Consider the following 2297-nt stretch of genomic DNA (forward strand, 5'->3'; position numbering starts at 1 on the left):
GCCTTCGACCGAGGCGTAGCTGTCCTGGATGTTGGCCTGGCCCTGGCGCAGCGACTTGACCTCGGTGCCGGTCAGCACCAGACCGGCCTCGACCGTGTCGAGCACCTCATAGGAAAACCGCGCCTTGCGGTTTTCCGAAACGGTCTTGTTGTTGGGATCGGCTTTTCTGACTTGATTCATGATGCGGAGAGGTGGCGCCTCATCCCTAATTAATCAAGCCGGCGTGCTTCATAGCCGCATCGATCTTGTCGGCAGTCGACTGTTCGATCGTCACCAACGGCGAGCGCAGCACGTTTTCGACCTTGCCTAGCTTCGACAGCGCGTATTTGGCGCCGGAAACGCCAGGCTCGATGAAGATCGCCTTGTGCAGCGGCAGCAGGCGATCCTGCAGATCCAGCGCCTTGGCGCTGTCGCCGGCAAGCGTTGCCTCCTGGAATTCGGCGCACAGCCGCGGCGCGACGTTCGACGTCACCGAAATACAGCCGACGCCGCCATGCGCGTTGAATCCAAGCGCCGAAGCATCTTCGCCCGAAAGCTGGATGAAATCCTTGCCGCACGTGGCACGCTGCTCGGAAACCCGTTCGACCTTGCCGGTGGCATCCTTGACACCGACGATGTTCTTGAAGTCGTGCACGAGCCGGCCCATCGTGTCCGGCATCATGTCGATGACCGAGCGCGGCGGGATGTTGTAGATGATGATCGGCAGCTTGGTCGCCCTGGCGACCGCCGCGAAGTGCTCATACAGGCCGCGCTGCGTCGGCCTGTTATAATAAGGCGTGACGACCAGGGCGGCATCGGCGCCGGCCTTCTCGGCATACTGCACGAGCCCGACGGCTTCCTCGGTGTTGTTGGAACCAGCGCCGGCGACGACCGGAACTCGTCCCTTGGCCACCTCGATGCATACCTTGACGACCTGGCGGTGCTCGTCATGCGACAGTGTCGGCGACTCGCCGGTGGTGCCGACCGGCACCAGGCCCGTCGTGCCCTCCGCGAGTTGCCATTCGACGAATGCGCGAAAGGCTTTCTCGTCGAAACGCCCGCTCTTTTCGAACGGTGTCACGAGCGCAGTAAGCGAGCCTCTCAGCATATCGTCCAACTCCTTGGCACTTCTGGTGTTTTGTGTCGGTGTTTGTGGTCGCGCCTTCTAACCGAAAGCGAAGCGGCGCACCATAGTCTCGACATGGTTGCGCGGCAAGCATTGCCATGGTGCCAGCAAGCGCAATTCGAACGGCCTCGCTAACTCTTTGTTTACGGGCTCTTCACGACCTAAGTTTAGGCTTCGAGGCATCTTCGCCAGCTTGTGGAATGCCAGGACAAGGAAAGATTTAGGGATCATGCCGGGCGGTCGGCCTCACCTTCTCGCGCTGCTTGGCGCCGCGCTCGCGCTGATGCCGGGCATGGCGATCAGCGGCAGCGTGGACGCACGGGTCACCTCAGCCATTCCGATTCCAGGCGCGGCAATTGCGCTGCCAGACCTGCAGGACAGAACGCGACAGGCGCCCTTGCCCGACGTCGCCCCTCTGAAAAGCGGACTGGATGCGTTGGCGCGGGGTGATAGTCTCCGCGCTCGTGGCGTGCGCGATGCCCTTCCGGCGCAGTCGCTCGACCAGCATATCCTTGCCTGGGCGATCGCGCTTTATGGCGGCGACAAGGTTCCGAGCGACGATATCACTGCTGCGGCCAAGATGCTGCCCAACTGGCCGGGGACCGTAGCCCTGCGCAAGAACAGCGAGCGCGCGCTCTATCGAGAGAACCCTGCCCCCGACATCGTCATCAGGGCGTTCGATGGCAGCCAGCCGCAGACATTCGAAGGCGTGATGGTTCTCGCCCGCGCCTATGTGGCGTCCAGCAATACCAAGGCGGCGCGTTCCGTGCTGTCGCCCTTCTGGCGCACCGCGATCCTGGAGGCCAAGGACGAGGCGGCGCTGATCAAGGAATTCGGCAGCCTGATCCCGGCCGCGGACCACCGCTTTCGCATGGAGCGCATGTTCTATGCCGACCGCGCGAATTCCGCGCTGCGCGTCGCCGGCCTCGCCGGCGCCCAGCAGCTCGCCGATGCATGGGCGGCGGCCGACAAAGGCGACAAGAACGCGCCCAAGCTGCTGAAGGCCGTGCCGGCAATGCAACGTTCGGCCGGCTACTTCTTCGCGCAGGCCGAATATTTGCGCAAGCAGGAGGATTTTGCCGGCGCTGCAGCCATTGTGATGCAGGCACCGACCGATCGCGAAGCTCTGGTCGATCCGGATGCCTGGTGGGTCGAGCGCCGGGTGCTGTCGCGTGAACTGGTCGACCAGGGC

The 2297-nt window shown here is 63.3% G+C and carries 2 protein-coding genes and 1 pseudogene; 1 reads left to right on the forward strand and 2 read right to left on the reverse strand.

From position 1 onward, the window contains the following. Nucleotides 1-180: SsrA-binding protein (locus tag ENZ75_RS29170; RefSeq protein WP_206617125.1), on the reverse strand; the 180-nt coding region annotated here is incomplete at its 3' end. A gap of 25 nt (nucleotides 181-205) precedes the next feature. Continuing rightward, entirely contained in the window at nucleotides 206-1087 is an 882-nt protein-coding gene (dapA, locus tag ENZ75_RS29175) for a 4-hydroxy-tetrahydrodipicolinate synthase (protein WP_013532595.1), read from the reverse strand. A 247-nt stretch (nucleotides 1088-1334) separates the two neighbouring features. Here dapA and ENZ75_RS29180 point away from each other — a divergent pair. Further along, a pseudogene (locus ENZ75_RS29180) lies at nucleotides 1335-2297 on the forward strand (lytic transglycosylase domain-containing protein); the annotation flags it as partial.

This window comes from Mesorhizobium sp. M7A.F.Ca.CA.002.04.1.1 (genome assembly GCF_004022805.1).
Lineage (GTDB): Bacteria > Pseudomonadota > Alphaproteobacteria > Rhizobiales > Rhizobiaceae > Mesorhizobium > Mesorhizobium ciceri.